This is a genomic window from Nocardioides aestuarii (assembly GCF_039527245.1).
In the GTDB taxonomy this organism is placed as follows: Bacteria; Actinomycetota; Actinomycetes; order Propionibacteriales; family Nocardioidaceae; genus Nocardioides; species Nocardioides aestuarii.
This window is the reverse complement of sequence record NZ_BAAAJT010000002.1, coordinates 2,673,359-2,698,276: the sequence shown is the minus strand read 5'-3', so window position 1 is coordinate 2,698,276 and position 24,918 is coordinate 2,673,359. Positions and strand designations below refer to the sequence as shown.

The 24,918-nt window shown below is 73.1% G+C and carries 31 protein-coding genes; 17 read left to right on the top strand and 14 right to left on the bottom strand.

What is annotated here, in order from left to right; translation table 11 throughout:
- Positions 1-10 precede the first annotated feature (10 nt).
- Together ABD091_RS13690 and ABD091_RS13685 are read right to left on the bottom strand one after the other, a co-directional pair.
- The gene (locus tag ABD091_RS13690; protein WP_343919334.1) at positions 11-904 is read right to left on the bottom strand and encodes an oxidoreductase; all 894 of its coding nucleotides are present in this window, start codon (positions 902-904) and stop codon (positions 11-13) included.
- On the bottom strand, positions 901-2,091 hold the full coding sequence (locus tag ABD091_RS13685) for a site-specific DNA-methyltransferase (protein WP_343919332.1): 1,191 nt from the start codon (positions 2,089-2,091) through the stop codon (positions 901-903). The genes ABD091_RS13690 and ABD091_RS13685 overlap by 4 nt, the downstream gene beginning before the upstream one ends.
- Before the next feature lie 46 nt (positions 2,092-2,137).
- Here ABD091_RS13685 and ABD091_RS13680 point away from each other — a divergent pair, with 46 nt between their 5' ends.
- The 4 genes from ABD091_RS13680 (at position 2,138) to ABD091_RS13665 (ending at position 6,788) form a co-directional block, all read left to right on the top strand.
- On the top strand, positions 2,138-3,697 hold the full coding sequence (locus ABD091_RS13680) for an alpha/beta hydrolase family protein (protein WP_343919330.1): 1,560 nt from the start codon (positions 2,138-2,140) through the stop codon (positions 3,695-3,697).
- 253 nt (positions 3,698-3,950) lie between these two features.
- A complete protein-coding gene (locus ABD091_RS13675; RefSeq protein WP_343919328.1) occupies positions 3,951-5,207 on the top strand; it encodes a phosphodiester glycosidase family protein in 1,257 nt (418 codons plus the stop codon).
- Positions 5,207-5,794, top strand: a complete 588-nt coding sequence (locus ABD091_RS13670; protein ID WP_343919326.1) for a mismatch-specific DNA-glycosylase — start codon at positions 5,207-5,209, stop codon at positions 5,792-5,794. Before ABD091_RS13675 ends, ABD091_RS13670 begins: the two co-directional genes overlap by 1 nt.
- A 184-nt stretch (positions 5,795-5,978) precedes the next feature.
- Positions 5,979-6,788: a helix-turn-helix domain-containing protein gene (locus tag ABD091_RS13665; RefSeq protein WP_343919324.1), complete on the top strand. Its 810-nt coding sequence runs from the start codon at positions 5,979-5,981 to the stop codon at positions 6,786-6,788.
- On the opposite strand, the gene glgC is transcribed toward ABD091_RS13665, so the two are convergent.
- Positions 6,770-8,017: a glucose-1-phosphate adenylyltransferase gene (gene glgC, locus ABD091_RS13660; RefSeq protein WP_343919322.1), complete on the bottom strand. Its 1,248-nt coding sequence runs from the start codon at positions 8,015-8,017 to the stop codon at positions 6,770-6,772. The two genes, ABD091_RS13665 and glgC, sit on opposite strands and share 19 nt — an antisense overlap.
- Positions 8,018-8,058: 41 nt before the next feature.
- Here glgC and glgA point away from each other — a divergent pair, with 41 nt between their 5' ends.
- Positions 8,059-9,258 (top strand): glycogen synthase, encoded by a 1,200-nt coding sequence (glgA, locus tag ABD091_RS13655; protein ID WP_343919320.1) that lies wholly within the window; start codon positions 8,059-8,061, stop codon positions 9,256-9,258.
- A 2-nt stretch (positions 9,259-9,260) separates the two neighbouring features.
- A complete protein-coding gene (locus ABD091_RS13650) occupies positions 9,261-9,650 on the top strand; it encodes a DUF2237 family protein (RefSeq protein ID WP_379189761.1) in 390 nt (129 codons plus the stop codon).
- Between the two features lies 1 nt (position 9,651).
- Here the strand turns inward: ABD091_RS13650 and ABD091_RS13645 are convergent, their stop codons facing one another.
- The 5 genes from ABD091_RS13645 to ABD091_RS13625 form a co-directional block, all read right to left on the bottom strand.
- Complete coding sequence (locus tag ABD091_RS13645) at positions 9,652-10,002, bottom strand: hypothetical protein (protein ID WP_343919316.1); 351 nt, start codon at positions 10,000-10,002, stop codon at positions 9,652-9,654.
- A 76-nt stretch (positions 10,003-10,078) separates the two neighbouring features.
- Positions 10,079-11,308 (bottom strand): RNA polymerase sigma factor, encoded by a 1,230-nt coding sequence (locus ABD091_RS13640; protein WP_343919314.1) that lies wholly within the window; start codon positions 11,306-11,308, stop codon positions 10,079-10,081.
- Positions 11,305-11,664: a YciI family protein gene (locus ABD091_RS13635; protein ID WP_343919312.1), complete on the bottom strand. Its 360-nt coding sequence runs from the start codon at positions 11,662-11,664 to the stop codon at positions 11,305-11,307. Before ABD091_RS13635 ends, ABD091_RS13640 begins: the two co-directional genes overlap by 4 nt.
- Positions 11,665-11,671: 7 nt before the next feature.
- Positions 11,672-12,034 (bottom strand): YciI family protein, encoded by a 363-nt coding sequence (locus ABD091_RS13630; RefSeq protein WP_343919310.1) that lies wholly within the window; start codon positions 12,032-12,034, stop codon positions 11,672-11,674.
- A 12-nt stretch (positions 12,035-12,046) separates the two neighbouring features.
- On the bottom strand, positions 12,047-12,397 hold the full coding sequence (locus ABD091_RS13625; RefSeq protein WP_343919308.1) for a YciI family protein: 351 nt from the start codon (positions 12,395-12,397) through the stop codon (positions 12,047-12,049).
- 153 nt (positions 12,398-12,550) lie between these two features.
- Between ABD091_RS13625 and ABD091_RS13620 the strand changes: the two genes are divergently transcribed.
- Genes ABD091_RS13620 through ABD091_RS13595 form a run of 6 tightly spaced genes read left to right on the top strand, consistent with a single transcriptional unit; the run spans position 12,551 to position 16,334 of the window.
- Positions 12,551-12,859: a WXG100 family type VII secretion target gene (locus ABD091_RS13620; RefSeq protein ID WP_343919306.1), complete on the top strand. Its 309-nt coding sequence runs from the start codon at positions 12,551-12,553 to the stop codon at positions 12,857-12,859.
- Positions 12,856-13,149 (top strand): WXG100 family type VII secretion target, encoded by a 294-nt coding sequence (locus ABD091_RS13615; RefSeq protein ID WP_343919304.1) that lies wholly within the window; start codon positions 12,856-12,858, stop codon positions 13,147-13,149. The genes ABD091_RS13620 and ABD091_RS13615 overlap by 4 nt, the downstream gene beginning before the upstream one ends.
- Positions 13,146-14,528 carry an RNase A-like domain-containing protein gene (locus tag ABD091_RS13610; RefSeq protein WP_343919302.1) on the top strand — a complete coding sequence of 461 codons (1,383 nt, stop codon included), beginning with the start codon at positions 13,146-13,148 and terminating at the stop codon, positions 14,526-14,528. Before ABD091_RS13615 ends, ABD091_RS13610 begins: the two co-directional genes overlap by 4 nt.
- A gap of 12 nt (positions 14,529-14,540) precedes the next feature.
- On the top strand, positions 14,541-14,843 hold the full coding sequence (locus ABD091_RS13605; RefSeq protein ID WP_343919300.1) for a contact-dependent growth inhibition system immunity protein: 303 nt from the start codon (positions 14,541-14,543) through the stop codon (positions 14,841-14,843).
- Positions 14,844-14,902: 59 nt separating this feature from the next.
- Positions 14,903-15,646, top strand: a complete 744-nt coding sequence (locus tag ABD091_RS13600) for a matrixin family metalloprotease (protein WP_343919298.1) — start codon at positions 14,903-14,905, stop codon at positions 15,644-15,646.
- A gap of 28 nt (positions 15,647-15,674) precedes the next feature.
- The gene (locus tag ABD091_RS13595) at positions 15,675-16,334 is read left to right on the top strand and encodes a nitroreductase family protein (RefSeq protein WP_343919296.1); all 660 of its coding nucleotides are present in this window, start codon (positions 15,675-15,677) and stop codon (positions 16,332-16,334) included.
- A gap of 88 nt (positions 16,335-16,422) precedes the next feature.
- Here the strand turns inward: ABD091_RS13595 and ABD091_RS13590 are convergent, their stop codons facing one another.
- Positions 16,423-17,925 (bottom strand): cryptochrome/photolyase family protein, encoded by a 1,503-nt coding sequence (locus ABD091_RS13590; protein WP_343919294.1) that lies wholly within the window; start codon positions 17,923-17,925, stop codon positions 16,423-16,425.
- Positions 17,925-18,356: an SRPBCC family protein gene (locus tag ABD091_RS13585; protein ID WP_343919292.1), complete on the bottom strand. Its 432-nt coding sequence runs from the start codon at positions 18,354-18,356 to the stop codon at positions 17,925-17,927. The genes ABD091_RS13590 and ABD091_RS13585 overlap by 1 nt, the downstream gene beginning before the upstream one ends.
- 38 nt (positions 18,357-18,394) lie before the next feature.
- Between ABD091_RS13585 and ABD091_RS13580 the strand changes: the two genes are divergently transcribed.
- Positions 18,395-18,874, top strand: coding sequence for a TspO/MBR family protein (locus tag ABD091_RS13580; RefSeq protein ID WP_343919290.1), 480 nt, complete (start codon positions 18,395-18,397; stop codon positions 18,872-18,874).
- Positions 18,874-19,251 (top strand): SRPBCC family protein, encoded by a 378-nt coding sequence (locus ABD091_RS13575; RefSeq protein ID WP_343919288.1) that lies wholly within the window; start codon positions 18,874-18,876, stop codon positions 19,249-19,251. Before ABD091_RS13580 ends, ABD091_RS13575 begins: the two co-directional genes overlap by 1 nt.
- A gap of 157 nt (positions 19,252-19,408) precedes the next feature.
- Here the strand turns inward: ABD091_RS13575 and ABD091_RS13570 are convergent, their stop codons facing one another.
- Positions 19,409-20,647 carry an FAD-dependent oxidoreductase gene (locus ABD091_RS13570; RefSeq protein WP_343919286.1) on the bottom strand — a complete coding sequence of 413 codons (1,239 nt, stop codon included), beginning with the start codon at positions 20,645-20,647 and terminating at the stop codon, positions 19,409-19,411.
- 52 nt (positions 20,648-20,699) lie between these two features.
- Positions 20,700-21,056, bottom strand: a complete 357-nt coding sequence (locus ABD091_RS13565; protein WP_343919284.1) for a winged helix-turn-helix transcriptional regulator — start codon at positions 21,054-21,056, stop codon at positions 20,700-20,702.
- A gap of 121 nt (positions 21,057-21,177) precedes the next feature.
- On the opposite strand from ABD091_RS13565, the gene ABD091_RS13560 reads away from it, so the two are divergent.
- Together ABD091_RS13560 and ABD091_RS13555 are read left to right on the top strand one after the other, a co-directional pair.
- Positions 21,178-22,026: an SDR family oxidoreductase gene (locus ABD091_RS13560; RefSeq protein ID WP_343919282.1), complete on the top strand. Its 849-nt coding sequence runs from the start codon at positions 21,178-21,180 to the stop codon at positions 22,024-22,026.
- Between the two features lie 12 nt (positions 22,027-22,038).
- Positions 22,039-23,037 carry a GTP pyrophosphokinase gene (locus ABD091_RS13555; RefSeq protein ID WP_343919279.1) on the top strand — a complete coding sequence of 333 codons (999 nt, stop codon included), beginning with the start codon at positions 22,039-22,041 and terminating at the stop codon, positions 23,035-23,037.
- Between the two features lie 22 nt (positions 23,038-23,059).
- Here ABD091_RS13555 and ABD091_RS13550 read toward each other — a convergent pair whose 3' ends face one another.
- The gene (locus ABD091_RS13550; protein WP_343919277.1) at positions 23,060-24,052 is read right to left on the bottom strand and encodes an aldo/keto reductase; all 993 of its coding nucleotides are present in this window, start codon (positions 24,050-24,052) and stop codon (positions 23,060-23,062) included.
- A gap of 68 nt (positions 24,053-24,120) precedes the next feature.
- On the opposite strand from ABD091_RS13550, the gene ABD091_RS13545 reads away from it, so the two are divergent.
- Positions 24,121-24,510 (top strand): hypothetical protein, encoded by a 390-nt coding sequence (locus ABD091_RS13545; RefSeq protein WP_343919275.1) that lies wholly within the window; start codon positions 24,121-24,123, stop codon positions 24,508-24,510.
- Here the strand turns inward: ABD091_RS13545 and ABD091_RS13540 are convergent, their stop codons facing one another.
- The gene (locus ABD091_RS13540; protein ID WP_343919273.1) at positions 24,511-24,891 is read right to left on the bottom strand and encodes a DoxX family protein; all 381 of its coding nucleotides are present in this window, start codon (positions 24,889-24,891) and stop codon (positions 24,511-24,513) included.
- Positions 24,892-24,918: the final 27 nt, after the last annotated feature.

The window sequence follows — 24,918 nt, the reverse complement described above, 5'->3', positions numbered from 1 at the left end:
CGTCACGACCTCAGCGGCGCCGGCGCGAGCGCCCGCGCATGCCGAAGGTGCCCTTGACGACGTAGTCGAAGGCGGCGTCGGGGAGCACCTTGCGGGCTCGGACGACGGTCCCGGCGCCACGGCCGACGGGATAGCGGGCGCGCGGGGTGTTGGCGAGGACGGCGGAGACGATCTTCTTCGCGACCGCGTCGGGCCTGCTGCTCATCCCCGGCCGGTCGGCGCGCTCCATCACCTTGCGGACCTTCTCGGCCTGGCCCTCGTAGGCCCCGCCCCGGCTGGTCTCGGTCAGGCTCTCGCGGGAGATCGCGCTCCACTCGGTGCGGATCGGCCCCGGCTCGATGATCACGACGTCGATGCCGAACGGTGCGAGCTCGATGCGGAGGCTGTCGCTGAAGCCCTCCACCGCGAACTTCGTCGCGTGGTACCAGGCACCCAGCGGCTCGTAGAACTTGCCGCCGATGCTGGAGATGTTCACGATCCGGCAGCGCCGTGCGAGCGGCTCGTCGGCCAGGGCCCGCATGTGGGGCGTGACCAGCTGGGTCAGTCGTGCCAGCCCGAAGACGTTGACCTCGAACTGGCGGCGCGCCTCGTCGATCGGGACGTCCTCGACCGCGCCGTAGGAGCCGTAGCCGGCGTTGTTGACGAGCACGTCGATCCGGCCCTGCTCCTCGATGATCCGGGCCACGCCCGAGGTCATCGACTCGTCGTCGGTGACGTCCATCGCGACGACGTGGATCCCGGCATCGGCCAGCCCCTTCATCCGCTCGACGCGGCGCGCCACGGCGTAGACGGTGAATCCGGCCTCCTGGAGCCGGAGCGCCGTGCGCTCCCCGATCCCGCTGGAAGCACCGGTGACGAGGGCGACGCGACGGCTGGACGACGAGGGAGCCGGACTCTCGGTCATGCCTCCATCCTTCCGTACGCCGCCAGCCCCTCGACGGGAACGTCGGCGTAGCCCCCGCCGACCGTGGCGGCGACCGCGCGGAGCCGCGCGCGGGTGACGTCGGCGACCGTGAGCAGCCCGGCGCCGTGGGCGTTCGACCCGGGTCGCGTCGGCTCGGCGTGGTTGACCGAGAGGCAGGTGCGCCGGCCGCCGTCCTCGGCGTTGGCCAGCGCGACCGCGTGGCCGGTCGTGCCGCTGCCGGCGAAGAAGTCGAGGACGACGGCGTCGTCCGGCATCGTGTGGAGCAGCCGGCGCACCAGCCCGGTCGGCTTGGGCGACTCGAAGACGTGGCCGACGAGCGCCTTGAGCTCGGCGACGGCGGTGTCGGTCGAGCCGACCTCCTCGGCGAGCCAGACGGTGCGGAGCTTCTTGCGGCGCACGCCGGCAGCGCTGGTGTCGAGCCAGTCCCTCTGGAAGACGTCGACCCGCTTCCCCAGCCGGCCCGAGACGGTGCGGCAGACGAGGTCGCCGGGCCGCTGGTCGACCAGCGGTGCCGACCAGCGCCAGACCGCGGGCGTGCCGTCACCGAAGACGGGGAGCACCTCGACGGCGCCGTCGAACGGCGCGGTCGAGACCTCGCCCGACCCCGGGTCGCCCCAGAGCGGGAAGTGCATCGTCCGGGCGGTGGCCGGGTTGAACTTCTTGTTGGTGTTGCGCAGCGGCAGGTGGCGGTAGCGGCGGCCGTCGTCGGTGGCGAGCGGGAAGTCGCGCGGGTCGACGGTCTCGCTGCTGCTGGCGTCGAGGACGCACCGCTCCGAGTCGCGGGCGTAGACCAGCAGGTACTCGTGGCTGGTCGCGAAGCCGCCCCCGAGCTGGCGGCCCTTGGGGTTGAGGTTGACCACGACTTGGGCGAGGAAGGCGGGCTCGCCGAAGACCTCGTCGAGCAGCAGCCGCAGGTGGGCGACCTCGTGGTCGTCGATGCTGACCGCGATCGCGCCGGTCTCGCGCAGCACGACCCGGGCGGCCTCCAGCCGCGGCCGCATCATCGCGACCCAGGCGGCGTGGTCGCCCCACCGGTCGCGGTAGGCGAAGTCGTTGCCGGTGTTGTAGGGCGGGTCGATGTAGACCAGGTCGACCGATCCCGGCGCCAGCCACCCCAGGACGTCGAGGTTGTCGCCCTCGACGAACACGTTCCAGGGGGTGGACACGCTGGGCACACTAGTGCCCGTGCTGCCCAGGTCCGTGAGTCGACTCGTGTCCGCGTCCGCCCTCGCCGTCCTCGTGACGAGCGGGCTCACCGGGTCCCCCGGTCCCGCCGCGGCCGGCGCCGCCGGCGCTGACCGGGCCGCCCCGCTCGCGCGGGTCAGCAACGCCTGCCTCAGGAGCGTGCCCGAGCGCGGCAGCTCGAAGCCGGTGAAGATCTGCTACACCCTCTTCAAGCCCCGGAGCGCCGACCGCCACCACCGCGTGCCGCTGCTCATGCACAGCCACGGCTGGGCCGGCCAGCGCACCCGCGACCCCGAGGCGTTCCGGTCGTGGCTGCGGGCCGGCTACGGCGTGCTCTCCTTCGACCAGCGCGGCTTCGGGGAGTCCGGGGGCTACGCCCACGTCGAGCGGCCCCGCTTCGAGGGACGCGACAACCTCAAGCTGATCCGCCTGGTCTCCCGGCTGCGCTGGGTCACGCAGGACGGGCCCGGCGACCCGCGGCTCGGCGCGCTCGGCGGCTCCTACGGCGGCGGCTACCAGTTCCTCGGCGCGTTCCTGGAGCTCCAGCGCACGGGGAAGCCCGTCTACGACGCCCTCGCCCCCCAGATCACCTGGCACGACCTGAGCGGGAGCCTGGGTCCCCAGGGGGTGCCGCGGGTCCAGTGGGCGCTGCTGCTCGGAGGCGCCGCCCAGAACAGCGACGCGCTGGAGCCCAAGATCGACGAGGCCCTCGTCGAGGGCGCCGCCACCGGCGAGTGGCCCGACGGCAGCGGCCCGAGCGGCGTCGACATGTATCGCTACTTCAAGAAGAACGGCCCGGCCTGGCACGTCTCCCAGGGTCGACGCCTCGGCATCCCGGTGCTGCTCGGCCAGGGCACGACCGACACCCTCTTCGACCTGCGGCAAGGGCTGCAGAACTGGCACCGGGCGCTCACGCCACGGGCCCGGCGCCGCAGCATCTTCGTCGGCTACAACGGCGGTCACGTCCTCCCCACCGCGCAGACCGCCGTGCCGCCGGCGAACAGCCCGCAGGGCGACCCCTGCAGCCGCGAGCTCGCAGGCGGTGACTTCACGGCGCTGACCCGCGCCTTCTTCGACGAGAAGCTCCGCGGCCGCGACCGTGGCCTCACCGGCTACGGCCAGGTCCACCTCGCGACACCGGGCGGCACGTGCACGACCGTCTCGTCGGTCGAGCCGACGGCGTCGTACGACGTGGGGCAGGTCGCCACGCCATCGGGCGCATCGACCTGGCTGGCCTACCCCGTCGCGGAGGGCCCGATCTCGATCGCCGGCTCCCCCACGATGACGGGATCGCTGACCACCGTCGGCGTGGACCTCAACCGGGCCTTCTACGGGCTGGCCGTCGGTCCCAACCCGGCCGAGGCCCGCCTCGTGCAGGGCAACGTGCTGCCGCTCGGCACCACGGGCGTCGTCACCGGCGAGCCCTGGGAGCAGCAGCTCCCCGCGGTGGCCGTCGACGTCCCGGAGGGCCAGACCCTCTACGTCATGGCCTCGGCCGTCAGCGACGTCTTCGGCGGTCCCGGCGCGCGGACGCCGGGGGCCGTGGTGCTCGACGACGCGGTCGTGCACCTGCCCGTCGTGGAGTGACCCGCGCCGCGGTGACCCGCGCCGCAGCAACCAGGGCCGAGATGGACGGCGCGGCGGCCGGTGTGGGGCGCCTGTGGGCTGGCGCGTCCGTCAGGACCCCTCCGGGGGATCACGCGGACAACCGACCGCCGCGTCGTGACAAAACGGTAGGTCCGCCCGGGGCCGGACGCATCACCCGTATCGGGTAGACCGATCGCGCAACACGGCCGCCGCCTCCCACCGGCCCGGCACGCGGCTTCCTAGGCTGGAGCCCATGCGTCTCCGGGTCGGACTCGTCGCGGCCGCCCTCGTGGCCACGGCCTTCGTGGTCGACGTGTGGCCCGACGCCCCCCGCTCCGGACCCGAGGAGCGGGCGGCGCTGACCGCCGCCGAGGCCGACCAGCCGCGGCAGACCTCCGACGGGCTCGCCGGTGAGATCGCCGACGCGATCCCGCCGTCGATGCGCGCGACCGCGCCGCGGATCGACAACCGTCGCTCCTGGCGGATGGCGCCCGGGGTGCAGTTCCGCCGCTGGGACCAGACCGACAGCCGCGGCCAGGTGCGCGCCTACCTCGTGTCGGTCGACTGGGACGCCCCCGGGGTCTCGCTCGACTACGGCTCCCCGGGTCGCCACGTCCCGGACCGCGGCACCGTGAGCCGGATCCTCGGCCGCGAGGGCGAGGAGGCGGTCGCCGGCACCAACGGCGGCTTCTTCGACATCTACGACACCGGCGCCCCGCTGGGCATCGGCGAGGACCGCCAGCGCGGCTTCCTCCACGGCGGTCGCTACACCTGGCGCAACGCCTTCTGGATCGACGGCGACGGCGCGCCGCAGATCGGCCGGCCGCCGCTCAACGCGTCGATCGCCGAATACCCGCAGATGGAGATCACCAACGCCAACTCCCCGCGGGCCCGCGAGGGCGGCATCGGGCTGTGGAACCCGAAGTGGGGCGACACCTCCGGCTACTCGATCACCGACGGCCAGCAGCGCGGCGTCCGGATGGTCGTCGTCGAGGGCGGCCGCGTCGTCGCCAACACGACCGACCTGTCGCGCGGCCGGGCGATCCGCGGCCAGGTGCTCGTCGGCCGCGGGGCGGGTGCCGACCAGCTCGCCCAGCTCCGGGTCGGGGCCCGCGCGACCATCCACGCCGGGCTCGCCGGCGACCCCGCGTTCGCGATCGGCGGCGAGAGCGTGCTGCTCTCCCGGGGTCGGGTCCGGGTCCACGACGACCGGGTCCTCCACCCGCGCACCGCGATCGGCATCGACCGCGACCGCGGTCGGGTGCTGCTGCTCGTGGCCGACGGCCGCCAGCGCCACAGTCGCGGTCTCACCATGGTCGAGCTGGCGCGGACGATGAAGCGGCTCGGCGCCGACGTCGCGCTCAACCTCGACGGCGGCGGCTCCTCCGAGATGGTCGGCCGCGACCAGCAGGGCCGGCGGCGCCTGCTCAACCAGCCCTCCGACGGCCAGCAGCGCGAGGTCGCCGACGGCGTCGTCGTGCGGTTTGCCGCCGGCCGGTCCCGCGGCTGATGGCGGACCGGCCACGCAGCTTCACCCGCGCCGAGCTCGAGTCCTTCCGGGGGACCGAGGTCCCCGACCTGGTCGGACCGGATGTGCGGCTGCTCTTCGTCGGCATCAACCCCGGCCTGTGGACCGCCGCGGTGCAGACCCACTTCGCGCATCCCGGCAACCGCTTCTATCCCGCTCTGCTGCGGGCCGGGATCCTCGAGCACCCCGTCGACCCGGCGGCCGGCATGACCGACGACGACCGGCGCCGCGTGCTCGCCCGCGGGGTCGGGATCACCAACCTCGTGCGCCGCGCGACCGCCCGCGCCGACGAGCTGGGGGCGACCGAGCTCCGCGAGGGCGGCGAGCGCCTGCTCGCGACCGTCGAGCGGGTCCGGCCCCGAGTCGTCGCCGTCGCCGGCATCACCGCCTACCGCACCGCCTTCGGCGACCGGAAGGCGCAGGGCGGACGGCAGCCCGAGCCGCTGGCGGGCGCGGAGCTGTGGGTGGTGCCGAACCCGTCGGGGCTCAACGCCCACGAGACGGTCGAGACGCTCGCCGCGGCGTACGCGGAACCGGCCCGGGCGGCCGGCCTCCTGCCACCCGGCTGAGAACAGCCACGGAGCGGCCTCCGGTGAAGGCGACGTCCCCCGACGCGGCGCCTCGCGGGCAGACCGCTCCGCGGCCGACAGGATGCCGCGACCTGGTCCGAACCACCACCCGGACTGCAACATCCTGCAAGACTGTCCTTGACCACCCACCCGTTCCGCCCGACCCCCCGAGGTGACACGACCCGTGCGCGGCAGCCTGGTGAGACCCCACGTGCAGGTCGAGGTCGGCGACGCCTCGCTCCCGCTCCTGCTGCTGCGCCGGCAGGCGATCGAGCGGTTCCGCCGCGACCGCCGTCCCCAGGACGACGGCTACCGCCTGGTCACGCTCCGCATGGACGAGATCCGGGAGACGGTGCTCGGCATGTGCCGGCGTGCGCGGCGGCTCCAGACGGTGACCACCTGGGTCGAGGACACGGCCTCGCTGGCGGCCGGTGACGCCCAGAACCGGGCCCTGGTCGCGTCGACCTCCCTCGACATGACGAGCTACTGGGACGCCGGAACGCTGACGCCCGAGATGATCCGGCTGCTGGCCGACTCGACGTCGCTGAACTACCACGTCGGCTACGGCCCGACGCAGATGAAGCTCTTCGACCAGCACGAGGTGCTGGTGCCCGGCATCGAGGAGGGCGAGGCGTGCCACCTGCTCGTCCTCCGCGGCGCCCCGGCCGTGCGGGCGGCGATGGGCTACCTCGCGGCCGTACGCCGCTCGTCGGTCCCGGCGGCCGCCCTCACCGACCCCGGCGAGGTCAGCCTGACCCCGCGCCAGCACGACGTCGCCCGGCTGCTCGCCGACGGCCTGCGCGACATCGACGCCGCGGCCAGCCTCGGCGTCTCGGTCCGGACCTTCCGCACCGAGGTCGCGCGCCTGCTCGACCGGCTCGGCTGCGAGACGCGGTTCGCCGCCGGTGTCCGCTACTCCCTCTTCGTCGACCCGCCCTCGACGGTCACCCGGAGGGCCGGGGCCGTCGCGGTGGATCAGGTCGGGAAGACCTGACCCTTCCCGAGGACGGTCAGGCCGTCGTCGACGATGAACCCCCGGGCCTCGTCGGCCTCGGGGTCGACACCGATCTGCGCCCCGGCGGGCACGACGACGTTCTTGTCGATGATCGCGTTGCGCACGACCGCCCCGGCGCCGATCCGCACGCCGTTCATGATGACCGAGTCGGCGACGTCGGCGCCGTTGTCGACCCGGACCTCCGGTGAGAGCACGGAGCGGCGTACGGAGCCTCCGCTGACGACGACCCCGGGCGACAGCACGGCGTCCCCGATCTCCGACTCGCGGCCGCCCTCACCCTTGACGACCTTCACCGGGGGCTGCGGGCCGTAGGAGGTGAAGATCGGCCAGTCGAAGTTGTAGAGGTTGAAGATCGGCAGCGGGCTGACGACGTCCATGTGGGCGGCGTAGTAGGAACCCATCGTCCCGACGTCGCGCCAGTAGCCGCGGTCACGGCTGGTCGCGCCCGGGACCTCGTTGTCCTTGAAGTCGTAGACCGCCGCCTGGTCGCGACGGACGAACGACGGCACGATGTCGCCGCCCATGTCGTGGGCGGAGCTGTCGACGTCGGCGTCGCGGGTGACGGCCTCGACGAGCGCGTCGGCGTCGAAGACGTAGTTGCCCATCGACGCCAGCACCTCGTTGGGGCTGTCGGGCAGGCCGACCGGGTCCTTCGGCTTCTCGAGGAAGTCGCGGATCTTGCGCGGGTCGTCGGGCTCGACGTCGATGACGCCGAACTGGTCGGCGAGGCCGATCGGCTGCCGGATCGCCGCGACCGTGCAGGGGGCACCGGACTCGACGTGCTGGTCGACCATCTGGCTGAAGTCCATCCGGTAGACGTGGTCGGCGCCGACCACGACGATGATGTCGGGCTTCTCGTCGGTGATCAGGTTGAGGCTCTGGAAGATCGCGTCGGCGCTGCCGAGGTACCACCGCTTGCCGACGCGCTGCTGGGCCGGGACCGGCGCGACGTAGTTGCCGAGCATGGTCGACATCCGCCAGGTCTGGGTGACGTGGCGGTCGAGGCTGTGGGACTTGTACTGCGTCAGCACGACGACCTTGAGGTAGCCGGAGTTGACGACGTTGGACAGCGCGAAGTCGATCAGGCGATAGATCCCGGCGAACGGCACGGCCGGCTTGGCGCGGTCGGCGGTCAGCGGCATCAGCCGCTTTCCCTCCCCACCCGCGAGGACGATGGCCAGCACGTTCTTCCGGGAGTCACGGCTCATGGGCCTCACGCTAGCCACCCGGGGGCGATAGCGTCAGCCCCATGCGCGTCGACGTGCTCAGCAGGGAGTACCCACCCGAGGTCTACGGCGGGGCGGGGGTGCACGTGGCCGAGCTGGTGCGGGCGCTGCGGCGGCTGCCCGACGTCGAGGCGAGGGTCCACGCGTTCGGCGCTCCGCGCGAGGAGGAGCTGACGGCGTCGTACGGCGACCTGGCGGAGCTCGCCGGCGCCAACCCGGCGCTGCGCACGCTCGGGGTCGACCTCGCGATCGCCGACGCCTGCGGCGGGACCGACCTGGTCCACTCCCACACCTGGTACGCCAACATGGCCGGTCACCTGGCCGGCCTGCTCCACGGCGTGCCCCACGTCGTCTCCGCCCACTCGCTCGAACCGATGCGCCCGTGGAAGGCCGAGCAGCTCGGCGGCGGCTACGCGATCTCGTCCTGGGCCGAGCGGACGGCCTACGAGGGCGCGGCGGCGGTGATCGCGGTGTCGGCGGCGATGCGCGACGACGTGCTGCGCTGCTATCCCGCCCTCGACCCCGACCGGGTGCACGTCGTCCACAACGGCATCGACACCGCCGACTGGGCGCCGGTCGTCGACCCCGACCGGGTGCGCGAGCTGGGCGTCGACCCCGACCGCCCGTCGGTGGTGTTCGTCGGGCGGATCACCCGTCAGAAGGGGCTCCCGCTCTTCCTGCGGGCCTGCGCCGAGCTGCCACCGGAGGTGCAGGTGGTGCTCTGCGCCGGGGCGCCCGACACCCCGGAGATCGAGGCCGAGGTCTCCGAGCTCGCGGCGTCGCTCGCCGAGACCCGGACCGGGGTCGTCTGGATCCGCGAGATGCTGCCGCGCCGCGACGTCGTCACGCTGCTGACGGCCGCGACGGCATTCGCGTGCCCGTCGATCTACGAGCCGCTCGGCATCGTCAACCTGGAGGCGATGGCCTGCGAGACCGCCGTCGTCGCCACGGCCACCGGCGGCATCCCCGAGGTGGTGGTCCACGACGAGACCGGCCTCCTGGTCCCGATCGAGCAGGCCACCGACGGGACGGGCACACCCCTCGACCCCGACGCCTACGTCGCCGCCTTCGCCGAGGCGCTGACCGCCGTGTGCAGCGACCCCGACCGGGCCGCGGCGATGGGCCGGGCCGGCCGGGAGCGTGCGATCTCGGCCTTCAGCTGGGACGCGATCGCCACCCGCACCCTCGAGGTCTACGACACCGCGATCTCGGGCGGTCGATGACCATGAGCCAGCGCAACGTCCTCGGGGGCGAGCTGGAGTCGTGCAGCAACGACCCCCTGACCGGCTTCTACCGCGACGGCAGCTGCACGATCGGGCCGATGGATCCCGGCCTCCACGCGGTGTGCGTGGTGGTCACCTCGGAGTTCCTCGACCACCAGCGTTCGGTCGGCAACGACCTGAGCACGCCGCGCCCCGAGTGGCGCTTCCCCGGCCTCACCCCCGGTGATCGCTGGTGCGTCGTCGCCGGCCGCTGGCTCCAGTCCCACGAGGCCGGCGCCGCCGCTCCTGTCGTCCTCGCGGCGACCAACTACCGCGCGCTCGAGGTGATCCCGATCGAGGTGCTGAGCGAGAACGCCGTCGACGTCCCCGACGACGTCAGCGGCCTCGACTGACTCACGCCCCGTCGAGCGCCAGCTCGGCGGCCCGGATCACCCGCGCGTCGTCGGAGAGCCCCCCGGCGGTGTCGTCGCTCCAGGCGTCGTCGATCTCGAGGAAGTAGAGGACGGCCGCGCACAGCACGGCGCACTGCCCCCGCTCCTCCCACTCCGGCTTCCGGTCGAGCAGCGCGTGGAGCCGGTCGGCGAGCAGCATCGCCTCCCCCGCGTAGGGCGTGTCGGCGAGGTGCTGGTCGAGCATCACCCGCGCCTCGGCGGCCGTCATCGTCACGCCGCGCTCGACGTACGGCCTCACGAACGGCCACAGCTCCCGCAGGTGCCCCCGGAACGCGTCGTGCGCGTCGGCCATCGCTCCCCCCTTTTCCCGGGCTCAGAGTCCTCCCGCCGGGGGGCCGGGTCAAGCACCCCGCCCCCGTCAGCCCTCGTCAGCCGAGGGCGGCGCGGCGTACGACCAGGTGGTCCCGCTCGACGTCGTTCGCGCAGGCCGCGATCGCCCGGTCGTAGGCCGCGCGCGCGGCGTCGACGTCACCGGCGCGGTGGTGGAGCTCGGCGCGGACGGCGTCCGCGCGGTGGCTGCCGGTCGCGGGGAGGTCCTCCAGCGCGGCGAGGCCGGCCCGGGGCCCGTCCAGCTCGGCCACGGCGACCGCCCGGGCCACCCGGACGCTCGGCGACGGCACGACCTGGAGCAGCAGGTCGTAGGAGGCCACGATCCGGTCCCAGGCCGTGTCGTCGGAGGTCGCGGCCGTCGCGTGCTCCGCCGCGATCCTCGCCTGGAGGACGTACGACGCCGCGCGGGTCGTCAGCGGCCCCGACAGCAGCGGGTGGGACAGCAGGGCGAGCGCCTCGTCGACGTCCTCGCGGTGCCAGCGCGTGCGGTCCTGGTCGGGCAGCAGCACCAGCCGGCCGGCGTCGTCGACCCGGGCGTCGCGGCGGGAGTGCTGGAGCAGCATCAGCGACAGCAGGGCGACGAGGGCTGCCTCGTCGGGCTTCTGGGCGAGCACGACCCGCACCAGCCGGATCGCCTCGCCCGCCAGGTCGGCCCGGATCAGGTCGGGTCCGCTGCCGGGGGCGTAGCCCGCGGTGAAGGCGAGGTAGGCGGTCTGGGCGACGGTGTCGATCCGCTCCGGCAGCTCGTCGGCGCCGGGCACGGCGAAGGGGATGCCGGCCGCGGTGATCTTCTTCTTCGCCCGGGTCAGCCGGGCCGCCATCGTCGCCTCGGGGACGAGGAAGAGCCGGGCGATGTCGTGGGTGCTGACGCCGAGGACCAGCCGGAGCGCGAGCGCACTGGCGGCCTCCGGCGCCAGCGCAGGGTGGGTGCACATCAGGACCAGCCGCAGCCGGTCGTCCTCGACGAGCCCGCCGGGATCCACCATCACCCCTCCTCCCTCCTGCCTCCGCTCGGCCTCGGTGACCAGCAGCGGCGCCTTGCGCTGCGCCATCGACTCGGCCCGGAGCCGGTCGAGGATCCGGCGGCGGGCGGTGGTGTGGAGCCACGCGGCCGGGTTGTCCGGCGTACCGTCCGACGGCCAGCGGCGGGTCGCCTCCTCCACCGCGTCGGCCAGCGCGTCCTCGACGAGGTCGAGCCGGCGGAACTGGCCGAGGAGCAGGGACGTCAGCCGCCCCCACTCCTCGCGCACGACCTGCTCGAGCGTCACACGCCCTCGTAGCCCTCGATGGTCACGGTCGGCCGGATCTCGACGGCGTAGGACGGCGGCAGCAGCGCGGCCGCCGCGATCGCGGTGTCGAGGTCGGGCAGGTCGACGTCGTAGTAGCCACCGACGATCTCGGTCGTCTCGACGAAGGGACCGTCGGAGACCACGGTGCGGCCTCCCTCGTGCCGCACCGTCGTCGCGACGTCGGTGTCGGCCAGCGCGGCACTGCCGAGGTGCTTGCCGTGCTCGGTCACGTAGGCCTCGAAGGCGTGGTGGGCGTCGAAGTAGGCCTGCTGGCCGGCCTCGTCGGCCTGCTCCCAGCCGCCCGGCTCGTAGGCGAGGAGCAGGAGATACCTCATCCGGTCCTCACTCCGGCCGCTCGGAGGCGTCGACGCAGCGGCGGACCTCGATCACGTCGCCGGTCTTCGCGAGGATCTGGCAGACCTCGAGCAGGTCGTCGAGGTCGTCGCTCTCGACCTGGTAGAAGCCGCCCACCTGCTCGACGGTCTCGGCGTACGGGCCCTCGGTGACGGCGCCGCCTCCGGCCGGGATCGTCCGGGTCTCGCTGCTCCGGTGGAGCTCCGCGCCGCCGGTGATCTTGTGGCCGCGCTTCTCCAGCTCCTCGCTGAACCGGCCGTGCTCGGCGTAGGCCGCCTTGGCCTGCTCCGGGCTCATCTGCTCCCACCAGCGCCGCTCGTCGCCGCTGATCAGCACCACGTACTCGGTCATGACGTTCTCCTCTTACTCGGCCAGCTTGCGGAACTCGACGTGCTCACCGCGGGCGGCCCAGCGTTCGCACGCCGCCTTCAGGTCGCCCTCGTCGTCGCTCTCGACGAGGTAGAAGCCGACCACCTGCTCGACGGCCTCGGTGAAGGGGCCGTCGGTGACGACTGCTCCCCCGCGCCCGTCGGGCTTCATCGACGTGGCGTTCGCCGACGGCTCCAGGGGGTTGGCGACCAGCAGCGTGTGGCCGCCGGTGCGCAGGTCCTCGTGGAAGGTCTGGTGGGACCTCATGCCCTTCTCGTGCTCCTCCGGCGGCAGCGCGGCCCACTCGGCCTCGGGCGCCGGCAGCAGGATCAGGTAACGGCTCATCGGGTGTTCCTCCCTGGCAGTTCGCGGGCCGCGGGTGCGACCTCACCACCCTGACGCGTGGACAGCCCGCGGATCGACACTTCGCGGCCAACAATTTCAGGCCTGTGGAGAGAGGTCAGCAGAACCCGTGGATCTCGACCATGCTCGGGAGGCATGGAGATCGTGCTCGGGTACGACGAGCTCCGGGCCGCGGCGGCCGAGGCCGAGGCGGTGCTGGGGGAGCTCACGCAGGCGTGCGACCGCGGTGAGGCCGAGGTCGCGCGACTGCTCGACGGCGGGTGGACGGGGGCGGCCGCCACGGCCTTCGCCGATGCGTGGGGCGACTGGCTCGCCGGTGCCGCGTCGGTGAGGGCCGGGCTGGCCGGGCTCGCCGCGGGCGTCGACACGTCCGCCCACGTCGCCGGGGCGGCGGACGCCACGGTGACCACGGGGCTTGCACGGCTCGAGGAGCGGCTCTCGTGAGCTCCCACCGGGCCGACCTCGCCGAGATGGGCTCGGTCGTCTCCTCGCTCGTCGCCCGGTCCCGTGACCTGGAGGCGCTGGCCGATCGGCTGGCCCGCCAGCTCGACACGTTGTCGCCGTGGTCCGGGCTGGCGGCGACGGCGCACGACGATGCGAGGGTGCCGTGGGACGCCGGCTTCGCGACGATGCGGGCCGCCCTCGCCGACATGCGCGAGGTCGTCGCCCACGCCCGCGAGCAGTACGCCGCCGCGGCCGACCACAACGTCGGGTTGTGGGAGGAGCTGTCGTGATCCTGGCGGTCGACGAGGTCGGCTACGCCGATGCGGTCGAGGCGTTCCGCTCGGCGAACCACGCCGCCGCGTCCCTCACCTCACGGCTGGCCGCCGACCTCGCCGCCACCGGAGCCATGGCCGGGACCGACTCCGGGGCCGAGGAGTTCGCGGCGGCGTACGACGGGGCGGCGGGTGAGACCGTCGCCGGTCTGGGCGACGCGGCCCGCGCTCTGGACACCGTCGGCCGCACCACCGCCGCCTGCGACACCCGCCACCGCGACTCCGAGCGCGCCGCCATCATCCCCGGCGCCGTCGTCGACCCCGGCTGCGCGCCACCGCCGGCGGACTCGTGGCTCACTCCGCTGCCGTCGACGCCGCCCTCGTCGCTCGGCGGCGACTCCCCCGCGCTGTCCGACCAGGAGAACTGGATCCTCGACCAGGTCGGCGGGATCCTCTGGCCCGACGGCAGTCCCGAACGCCTGCGCGCCGCGGCGGCCGCCTGGCGCCGTACCGCCGAGGCCCTGCCGGGCCTGGCCTCGACGTGCACCGTCGCCGGGGACGCCCTCGCCACCCAGCGCTCCCCCGAGATCCCGCTCGCCCTGGCCGCCACCGACGAGCTCCGGGCCGGGCTCCTCTCACTCGCGGACCAGTGCGGGTCGCTCGCGACCCAGTGCGACGCCTACGCCACCGCGATCGAGACCGCCCACGCCGCCCTCCGCGCGCTCCTCACCGAGATCCTCATGATGGTCGTCGAGGGCATGGTCGTCTCCGCCGTCCTCGGCGCGGTCTCCCTCGGCGCCGGAGCCGCCGCCGGCACCGCCGCGATCGCGGTCCGCATCGCCGCCAAGGCCCCGCGCTTCCACCAGATCCTCAGCGTGCTCCGGGCTGCCCGCACCGGCTACACCACCGCCATCCGCACCACCCACACCGCCGCGGCCGCAGCCCGCGCCCGCCTGGCCCGCTTCCTCCGGGTCCCCGCCCGCGGCGAGCGCGGCGCCTTCCAGGTCGTGCCGGGGAGATTCCGCCGACGCACGGGGTGGCTCGACGAGCAGGAGCGGGCTGGTGGGCATGTCATCAAGGAGCACGTCGGCCGATCAGCGGATGATCTGGCCGCTCGGGCCGCGACCTCGCGAGGTGGCCGGGCCTCGACGTTCGCCAACCAGGAAGCTGCCGAACGCTTCATCGGCCGCGCGTTGGACCGGAGCCCGAGAGAGATCGAGGAGTGGCTCGGTTCCACTCGCTTCAAGAAGGTGATCGACGTCGAGTTCGGACGGCCCACGGGGGTGACGGTCGTCAGGGATGGGAGCAGCGAGTCCGCCACGGGCGTCCGTCTCGTCCTCTACCGCGACGCATCGATGCCAGACGGCTACCGCGTGCACACCGCATTCCCCAACTGAGAGGGTCACCCCATGGATCGACCGGCACTGCACCACCTGATGGGCGCCTACTACCACCAGGACTGGGACCTCGACTATGACAACGACCGGCAGACCATCGAGGCGTTCGCGGTCGAGACCCCGGACATCGCGCACCTGCTCCCGGGTGAGATCTCTGACGTGCTGCTCGCCTTCCCAGTCGAGAACGACGTCAAGACACTCCTGGTCTCCTACGGCTGCCAAGTCGATCCCTCGCCCACCGCCGATGGCAGCTATCGCGCCTGGCTCACCGAGCTTGCCGAGTTGGCCACCGAAGCACTCGGGGATCGCCCCTGACTCGCAGGAACTCCGCCGAACCGGCACCGCATGCCCGAATGCCGGTGGATGATCCCTCCATGGCGGAGGGGAGGCGCCGGGAGGTCCCGGCAACAGTGGCCGGCCTCGTCATCACCGCACTGCTGCTCGGCGGGGTCGTCCTCCTCAGCCCCGGTGACGAGTTCGCGACGACCCGACGGCTGCTGGGGGTCGGTGGGGAGCGCCACGCCGAGCCTCCTGACTTCACGCCGGGCCAGGGCAGCTTCCGGTTCCTCCGCACCCAGCGTGGATCACAGCAGCCCGTGGCCTGGGACCCTTGCGAACCGATCCGGTACGTCGTGAACCCGCAGGGCGCGCCGGACGGGTGGCCGGCGCTGATCGACGAGGCGGTGGCGGACGTCGAGTGGGCCACGGGACTCGATCTCGTCGACCTCGGCACCTCCGACGCGCGGCCGTTCGCGCCGACGTACGGCGCGGTCGCCCGGCCCGTCGTCATCGGGTTCGCGGACGAGACCGAGATCGCCGACCTGGCGGGTGACACCGCCGGGGTCGGCGGCAGCATCGCCCAGACCGGCGTCCTCGACCGCGACTACTACGTCTCGGGCTCGGTCGCCCTGGACACGGCGGTCTTCGACGACGCGAGGGTCGAGTCGCAGTTCGAGTCGATGCGGGCGATCGTGCAGCACGAGCTCGGCCACGTGCTGGGGCTCGACCACGTCGACGACCCGGGTGAGCTGATGTTCGGCTCCAACCTGGGGCGCACCGGCTGGGGGCGGGGCGACCTCGAGGGGCTTGCGCGCCTCGGGTCCGTGCCCTGCCGGTGAGGACGCGCCCATCGGCGATGATCGGGCCGTGGCCCGCGACTACCCGACCGAACCCGCACCGCAGCGCCCTCGCCTGACCGACGCCGAGGCCGTGTCGACCACGGCGGCGTTCGCCGACGCGATGGAGCAGCGACGGACCATCCGCGACTTCACCACCGACCCGGTCCCCCTCGACGTGGTCCGGCACGCCGTGCGGGCCGCAGCCACCGCGCCGAGCGGCGCGAACGTCCAGCCGTGGCGGTTCGTGGTGGTGACCGATTCCGAGCGCAAGCGGCTGCTGCGGCAGGGCGCCGAGGAGGAGGAACAGCGGTTCTACGAGGACCGGGCGTCCCAGGAGTGGCTCGACGCGCTGGCCCCGATCGGCACCGACTGGCGCAAGCCCTTCCTCGAGGACGCACCCGTCGTCATCGCGGTCTTCGAGGTCCACAAGGGCGACGACGAGCCGCGCCCGTACTACGTCAAGGAGTCGGTCGGGATCGCGGTCGGCATCCTCCTCACCGCCCTCCACCGGGCCGGCCTCGCGACACTCACCCATACGCCGTCGCCGATGAAGTGGATCAACGAGGTGCTCGAGCGACCGGCCCACGAACGGCCCTACGTCCTCATCCCCGTCGGGTACGCCGCCGCGGACGCGCGGGTCCCGGCGATCCGCCGCAAGCCCCTGGCCGAGGTGCTGGTCGAGCTCTGAGGGTCTCGGATCGACCGCTCGGCAGGGCCGATGGGCCTGCAAGTGCCCGCTCGGCGCAACGGAAGGGCCACCAAGTGCCCGGTCGGCGTCAGGGGGCGCGATTGCCGCGGGCGTCCTCCTGGGCGACGAGCTCGCCGAGGTCCTTGAGCCGGTCGAGGCCCTGCACGGCCCGCGCCATCCGGTGGTTGCCGGCGAAGTCGGACCGGTGGCGGTCGAGGAACCACCAGTAGCCGGCCGTGAACGGGCACGCGTCCTCCCCGACCCGCACCTTGGGGTCGAAGCGGCACGACCCGCAGTGGTCGGTCATCTTCTGGAGGTAGGCGCCGCCCGAGGTGTAGGGCTTGGTCGCCATCGCCCCGCCGTCGGCGTGCTGCGACATCCCGACGACGTTCGGCACCATCACCCAGTCGTAGCCGTCGACGAACGCACGGTGGAACCAGTCGGTGACCTGCTGCGGCGACCAGCCTCGCTGCATCGCGTAGGAGCCCAGCACCATCAGCCGGGGGATGTGGTGCACCCAGCCGCGCTCGGCGACCTGCTCGAGCGTGTGGGACAGGCAGCGCGCGTCGGTCGCGGAACCGTCCAGCGTCGAGAACCACTGGGGCATCCGCTCCGTCGCACCCAACGCGTTCTCGCGGCGGTAGGAGTCGCCGAAGTGCCAGTAGAGGTGCCAGACGTAGTCGCGCCAGCCGATGACCTGCCGGCAGAAGCCCTCGACCGAGGCGATCGGCGCGTCGCCCGCACGGTAGGCAGCCTCCGCGCGCTCGACGACCTCGAGCGGGTCGAGCAGACCGAGGTTGAGCGGGACGGAGACCAGCGAGTGGGCCATCCACGGGTCGCCCTCGAGCACCGCGTCTTCGTGGGCGCCGAAGTGGGGCAGCCGGTGCTCGACGAAGTGGTCGAGCGCCGCGAGGGCCTGGCGTCGCGTGACGGGGAACCGCCGCGGCGCGTCCTGCCCGATGAACGAGACGTGCCCGTCGCGCTCCCAGCGATCGAGGTCGGCGCGGACCTCCTCGTCGACCTCGTCCTCGTCGGGCCACCACGGCTCCGGCACCCCGAGCGAGGCGGCACCCCGCGGCGGCGGCTCCCGGTTCTCGTGGTCGAAGTTCCATTTCCCGCCGGCGGGCTCCGCCCCGTCCATGAGTACGCCGTGCGCCTGGCGGGCCCGGCGATAGAAGTCCTCCATCAGCAGCCGCTTGCCGCCGCGTCCCTCGGCCCACCGCTCGAAGTCCTCGCGCGGCGTCGCGAAGCCCCGCGGGTCGAGGACGGTCAGGTCGACCGAGGCACCCAGCCGCTCGACAAGCCCGAGCGCGGCGTACGACGTGGGGTGGACGACCTCGACCGGCCCGTCACCGACGTGCGAGCGCACGACGTCGGCGTAGCCGCCGTCCGTCCTCACGTAGGTGAGCCGGTCCCCCAGCTCGCGCGCCCGGTGGCGCATCGCCGAGAGCACCAGGTGGGCCTTGGCCCGGTGGAACTGCCGCCGCGCCAAGACCGCGCGCGACTCGACGAGCAGCAGCGGCCCCCGGTGGTCGCGGGTGAAGTGCGGACCGAGCTGGTCGCCGAAGAGCCAGCGGGTCGTCTCGGCCATCAGAGCTTGGCGAGCGCCTCGCGGAGGCCTTCCTCGGCCTCGTCGCCGAGCTTCTTGAACGCCTTGCCGAGGAACGGCTCGGCGAGCTTGAGCGCGCCCTTGAAGCGGATGTCGGCGGTGTAGTCGACCCTCGTGCCGCCGTTGCCGGTCGGCGAGAGCTCCATCAGGTCGTCGGCGTGGACGGCCTTGCCCTCGCCCTTGAGCGCGATCTTCCGCTCGGGGACGAGCTCGACGGTCTCGTAGGTGAGCTCGGACTTGTTGCCGTTGAACTCCGAGACGTTCTTGTAGACCGTGCCGACGCCGCCGTCGCCCGAGACCCGCGTGGTCTCGATCGTGCCGGGGTCCCACTCGGTGGTGTTGCTGAAGTCGCTGAGGTAGGCGAAGACCGCGGCCGGGGCGGCGGTCGTCTCGACGGTGCGGGAGATCTTCACGCTCGCCACAGTAACCACGCCCCCGACAGACTGGGCGTGTGTCGACAGCAGTGAGTGCCCGCACCCCGGCCTGGCTCGGCCTGCTGCCCTTCCTCGTCGCGGTCGCCGTCGTCGCGGCGGTCGGTGGGCTGGCCGCCGGCTCCGCCGGTCAGACGTACGCCGCGCTGGAGCTGCCGCCCTTCGCGCCGCCGAGCTGGCTGTTCGGCCCGGTGTGGACCGTCCTCTACGTGATGATCGCGGTCGCCGGCTGGCTCACCTGGCGCGCGAGCGGCTGGAGCCTGGCGCTGACCCTGTGGTCGGCGCAGCTCGTGCTCAACCTCCTGTGGACGCCGCTCTTCTTCGCCGCCGACCTCTACGTGTGGGCGCTGCTGGACATCGTGGTGCTGCTGGCGCTCGTGGCGTGGACCGCGTCGCTGTTCCGGCGTACCTCACCGGTGGCCGCGGCGCTGATGGTCCCCTACCTGCTCTGGGTCGGCTTCGCCACGGCCCTCAACGCCGCGATCGTGGTGCTGAACTGATGCGGGTCGAGGCCGCGGGCGACGCCTCCGCCGACGTCGTCTGGGAGCGGTACACCAGCCCGTCCCAGTGGCCCGGCTGGGCACCCCAGATCAGCAGGGTCGACGCCGACGACGACCCGATCGTCGCGGGCACGCGTGGCACGGTCCACGGACCGCTGTTCACCTTCGCGCCGTTTCGGATCCGCTACGTCGACGACCGTGCGAGGACCTGGTCGTGGTGGGTCGGGTTCGGCCCGGCCGGGGTCGGGATGGACCACGGCGTCGACGAGACCGGCTCCGGGAGCGTCGCGTGGGTGCGGATCCACGCCCACCGGTGGCTGGCGGCGCCGTACGCCCCGATCGCGAGGCTCGCCCTCAAGCGACTCGTCAGGTCCTGAAACACACTCGGCACGAGCCGGTCGTGACCGACTCGTGCCGCGGGGGGAACGTGGGCGTCTGCGTGACGTCGGGACGACCCTAGGTCGGTCCCACCCTCCCGCGCGGGCGAACGAGCGTTGTCGGTCCGAAGTGAGGAGTCGGCATGGCCCGAACGGGTCAGCCCGTCGGGGCGAGCCGCCCGGCCACCGCATCGGCCGCGCGGCGTCCCGAGACGAGCGCGCCCTGGATCGACGGGGTGTCGCGGTGGTCACCGCACACGTAGAGCCCGTCACCGAGGTCGACCTCCTGGGCCAGCGGCTGGCCGGCCGGGTGGGCGGGCAGCGCGTGCTCGATGACGTCGGTGCGCAGCCACTGCCACCGGCGCGAGTCGGCGCCGTAGAGGAGGCCGGCGTGGCGTCGCGCCTCCTCCTGCTGGTCGCCGACCGCCCCGACGGCCGTGGCCCCGACCAGGGCGCGGCCGTCGGTCGAGTAGGAGTCGGCGGCGTTCGTCATCACGACGGTGTTGGCCAGCGGCCCGCGCCGCTCGGCGTCGACGTGGAGCAACGCCTTCGGCGTCGGCGGCTCGTCGGCGGCATACCACCAGGTCGTGAGCGGACGCGTCCGCGCGCCGGGTACGCCGAGATCGAGCGCGGCCTCGCCGCCGACCGCGACCACGACCGCCGGCGCGGCGATCGTGCCGTCGGCGGTGTCGACGTGGCCGGAGCGCACCTGGCTCACGCAGCAGCCGAGGTGGATGGTGCCGGGGGCCAGACGGGACGCGAGCTGGTCCGGCATCGCCTGCATGCCGAGCGCCGGCACCGACGGGGTGCCCCGGGCGAAGGAGCGCAGCAGCATCGACACCATCCGCTGCGACGACGAGAGCTCCTCCTCGGCGAGCACGCCGGACAGGAAGGGCCGCAGCACCTTGTCGAGCAGCCCGTCGCCCATGCCGCGAGCGCGCAGCTCCTCGACCAGCGGCCGGTCGTCGGCGTCGCGGATGTGGTCGGCCGACCCGACCCCGAGCCCGGCGACCCAGGTGCCGAAGGCGACCTTCTCCTTCATCGACCCGACCGGGGCGGTGAGCGTGTTGGGGATCGACGACGGCAGCCGCAGCGGGTCGCCGAGGGAGTAGCGCTTCACCCCGACGCTCACGACGAGGCCTGCCTCGAATGGCTGGAGGTCGAGCGCGTCGAGGTCGAGCAGCTGCTTCGCCTCCGGGTAGGCCGGGTTGAGCAGCTGGAAGCCGCGGTCGAGCCGGAAGCCGTCGACGACGTCGGTCCGCACCCGGCCGCCGACCCCGTCGGACTGCTCGAGGACGACGACCTCGAGACCCGCCTCCTGCAGCCGGACCGCCGCCGCGAGGCCCGCGAGCCCGGCCCCGATCACCACCACGTCCGCAGTCGCCGGAAGAGCCATGTCGGCCAACCTAGCCGAGCGTCCTGTCAGTCCGGCCCGTCAGTCCGGCCCGTCAGCGCCGCCCGTCGTAGGACGCCCGGGCCTCCACGACGTCGTCGATGTGGACGGTCGCCCAGTCGGTCAGCGCACCGACCGCGCCGAGCAGGCTGCGGCCCAGCCGCGTGAGCTCGTAGTCCACCCGCGGCGGCACCTCGGCGTGGACGGTCCGGGTGACCAGCCCGTCGCGCTCGAGGCCCCGCAGGGTCTGGGTCAGCATCTTCTGGCTGACCCCCTCGATCGCCGAGGCGACCTCGCCGTAGCGCTTCCGGCCGTCGGCGAGCGTCAGGATCACGAGGACGCTCCAGCGGTCGCCGATCCGGTCGAGGACCTGGCGGCTGGGGCACTGGGCGGAGAACGGGTCGGCCTGCACCCCACCACTATCTCTCAGGGGTGTACGGCACTTCAAGGTGCCTACTCTCCAACGGGAAGCATTGGACCGGACAGGCGGTTCCGACGACATCACCAACACCACCAGCAGAAGGAGCAGCACCATGAAGTACGCCGTCACCGGGGCCACCGGTCACCTCGGACGACTCGCCGTCGAGGCTCTCCTGGAGCGGGGCGTCGCCCCCGCCGACGTCGTCGCGCTCGGCCGCGACACCGCGAAGCTCGACGACCTCGCCGACCGTGGCGTGCAGGTCCGCCGCGCCGACTACGACGACCGCGCCTCCCTCGACGCCGCCCTGGCGGGCGTCGACCGGGTGCTGCTGGTCTCCGGGACCGAGTTCGGTCGCCGCGTCGAGCAGCACACGGCCGTGATCGAGGCCGCCCGCGCCGCCGGGGTCGCCCTGCTCGTCTACACGAGCTCGCCGAACGCCGACACGGCGTCCTACACGATCGCGCAGGAGCACCGCGGCACCGAGCAGGCGCTCGCGGCGTCGGGCCTCCCCCACGTCGTGCTCCGCAACGGCTGGTACCTCGAGAACTACACCGCCCAGCTGCCCGTCTACCTCGAGCACGGCATCGTCGGTGCCGCGGGCGACGGCCGCATCGCCGCCGCCGCGCGCCCCGAGCTCGCGGAGGCCGCGACCGTCGTCCTCATCGGGGAGGGGTACGCCGGCCAGGTTCTCGACCTCGGCGGACCGGCCTTCACCCTCACCGAGCTCGCCGCCGAGGTCTCGGCCGCGAGCGGTCGCGACGTGACCTACACCGACCTGCCCGAGGCCCAGCTGGTCGAGGTCCTGCTCGGGGCCGGTGTGCCGGAGCCGATGGCGAAGGCCCTCGGCGACTCCGACGCCGATGCGGCCCGCGGTGCGCTCTACCTCGAGCCGACCGACCTCGAGAAGGTGCTGGGCCGCCCGGCAACGACGATGCCGGAGGCGGTCCGGGCTGCGCTCTGACAAGGTGGACGCATGTCCAGCTCCACCCATGCACCGGTCCGCGAGGCCGTGCGTGCCTACGCCGAGCTCCAGCCGACGTTGCGGGAGCCGACCCGGCGCTGGGTGGAGCTGGTCCAGAGCCTGCTCGACGACGCGGGCATTAACTACCTGACGGTCGCCGGCCGGACCAAGAGCGTCACCTCGTTCGCGGCCAAGGCCTCGCGCCTCGCCGAGGGTGAGCCGATGTACCCGGACCCGATGGCCCAGATCACCGACCTGATCGGGGTCCGCGTCATCACCTACGTCCACAGCGACGTCGCCGCCGTGGCCGCGGTCTTCGACGACCAGCTCGAGATCCTCGACGACCGCGACCTCGGCGAGGAGACGGCCAGCATGGGCCGCTTCGGCTACGCCAGCCGCCACCTGCTCGTGGCGCCGGCCGCGGTCCCGCCCCCGTCGTACGACGACCTGGCCGGCCACCGGGCCAGCATCCAGGTGCGCACCGTGCTGCAGCACGCGTGGGCGGAGTTCGAGCACGACATCCGCTACAAGGGCACCGTCCCCGAGGAGCACGCCCCCGACCTCGACCGTCGCTTCACCCTCGCGGCCGGGCTGCTCGAGCTCGCCGACCAGGAGTTCTCCGCCATCCGCGCGCGCCTCGAGGCCTCGGAACCGCCCGGCACCCCCGAGGCTGACCCGACCGACCCACGGATCAGCGGCCAGGAGCTCGCGGCCTTCCTCGCCGCGCAGTACTCCGACGCCGGCTGGTCCCACACCGACCACTACGGCTGGATCGCCGGCCTGCTGCTCGAGCTCGGCATCACCTCGCTCGACGAGCTCGCCGACCTGCTCTCCTCCGTCGACCCCGACGAGCTGATCGAGCAGATGGGCTACCGCCACCCCGCCGGCGCCGTCCGGCGCCTCGACGACGCCCTCCTCGCCGTCTTCGGCCAGCAGTACGTCGACCTCACCGGCAACTCCCACCGGGTCCCGGCCCTCCGCAGCCGCCTCGAGAAGCTGAGCTGGTCGTGACTCCCCGCCGGGCCGGGCACGCTCACCAGGCGTAGGCCTCCGGCGCCGGCTTCGACCCGTTCGGCCCAGGTGCGGGGAAGATCTCGTCGAGGCGAGCGAGCGTCTCCACCGACAGCTCGATCTCGAGCGCCCGCAGGGTGCCGTCGAGCTGCTCGGTGGTGCGCGGGCCGATGATCGGCGCGGTCACGGCCGGCCGCGAGAGCAGCCAGGCGAGCCCCACGTGGGCGGGGTCTTCCTCCAGCTCCGCGCAGAGCTCCTCGTACTCCAGCACCGCCGCGCGGTGCTGGTCGAGCAGCTCGGCCGAGCGGCCCTTGCCCGAGCGGGAGCCGCCGCCGTCGCGGGCCTTGCGGAGCGCGCCGGACAGCAGCCCACCCATCAGCGGCGACCACGGGACCACCCCGATGCCGTAGTGCTCGGCCGCCGGCAGCACCTCGAGCTCGACCCAGCGGTTGAGCAGGTTGTAGATCGACTGCTCGCTCACCAGTCCCATGAAGTGGCGGGCCTTCGCGGCCTCCTGCGCCTGGGCGAGGTGCCAGCCGGCGAAGTTCGACGAGCCGACGTAGAGGATCTTCCCCTGGGCGTGGAGCACCTCCATCGCCTCCCAGATCTCCTCCCACGGCGTACGCCGGTCGACGTGGTGCATCTGGTAGAGGTCGATGTGGTCGGTCTGGAGCCGCCGCAGCGACGCGTCGCAGGCGTGCCGGATGTTGCGCGCCGAGAGGAAGGTGTCGTTGGGCCAGTCGCTCATCGACCCGTAGAGCTTGGTGGCGATGACCGTCCGCTCACGCCGACCGCCGCCCTGCGCGAACCACCGGCCGATGATCTGCTCGGTGATCCCCTCCCCCTGCTTCCACCCGTAGACGTTGGCGGTGTCGAAGAAGTTGATGCCGTGGTCGTGGGCCCGGTCCATGATCGCGTGGCTGTCGGGCTCGTCGGTCTCGGGACCAAAGTTCATCGTGCCCAGGCACAGCCTGCTCACCGACAGTCCGCTGCGTCCGAGATGGGTGTAGTCCACAGGTGCTCCTTCGTCGGGGGTCGGTCGTCCTCGACAGTACGTCGGGCCCCACGACTAGCCTGCGCCACGTGACCGACGCCTACCGCGCCCCGATGACGGACGCGGCCGCCCTCGAGCGCGGCGTCGTCGGCATCCGCGCCGCGATCACCGAGCGCGACCACGCGCGGCTCGCACGCTTCTGCGCCGTGCCCGACCGCAGCTTCATGTGGACACGCCTCGACGGCGACGTCCACCTCGGGCGCGTCGCCGGGCCGTGTCGTACGTCGGACGACCCCGCCTACCGGGCGGCGGAGCTGGTCCACGTCCGGCCCTGCGAGTGGCTCGGCGTCCCGGTCGACCCCCTCCTGGTGCCCGAGCAGGTGGCCTACGCGTTCTCCCGCGGCGGCCGCAACTTCCAGCGGATCGGCCTGCCCGGCGCCGCCGACGCCACCGCGGCCGTGTGGGAGCGCCTGTCCTGATCAAGCGGTGAACTGCTCCGGGCCGAAGCGACCGACGACCACGACGATCGCCAGGGCGGCCAGCACGAGGTTGACCACGACCATCGGCGTCTCCTTGCGCCGGGCGTGCGTGATCAGCGCGCCGACCATCAGCAGGACCAGGCCGAGCGCGGCCAGCGGCGCGAGGACCGGCACGACGCCCACCAGGGGCGGGACGACCAGACCGACCGCGGCGAGCACCTCGAGGGCGCCGATCAGCTTGATGACGCCGGGGCTGAAGTCCTCGACCCAGCCCATCCCCTGGCCGGCCAGGTCGGCCTTCGACTTCGTCAGCTTCATCGAGCCGGCCGCAGCGAAGGCGACGGCGAGCAGGGCGGCGACGATCCACAGGAACACGTTCATGATCTCTCCTCCGATGACTTCATGGTT